The sequence below is a fragment of the Nocardioides gansuensis genome (assembly GCF_003076135.1).
GTDB classification, from domain to species: Bacteria; Actinomycetota; Actinomycetes; order Propionibacteriales; family Nocardioidaceae; genus Nocardioides; species Nocardioides gansuensis.
In genome coordinates, this window is sequence record NZ_QDGZ01000044.1 from 1 (window position 1) to 255 (window position 255).

A 255-nucleotide genomic window follows, 5' to 3' on the forward strand; every position below is an offset into this window, starting at 1 on the left:
GTGGGTCCGCTCGTGCACCAGGTCCTCGAGGCCGGCTGTGAGCCGGATGTTGTCGGCCAGCGTGAGCATGTGCCGCGCGATCAGGAGCGCCACCATGGCGGCCAGGAGGCCGACGAGCACCAGGTCCCTGAGCTGCGAGGGCCGGGTGATCGTGATGAGCAGCACGAGGACGACGGGGATGTAGGGCAGCAGCTCACGGACCAGCGCCCGCGGGTCGGCGCGCTCCTCGGAGGACGCGGCCCACCCCGGCGTCAG

At 72.2% G+C, this 255-nt stretch carries 1 protein-coding gene; it reads right to left on the minus strand.

Annotated features, from left to right (window positions below; all coding sequences use genetic code 11):
- Nucleotides 1–255: hypothetical protein (locus tag DDE18_RS23240; protein WP_165821330.1), on the minus strand; the 255-nt coding region annotated here is incomplete at both ends.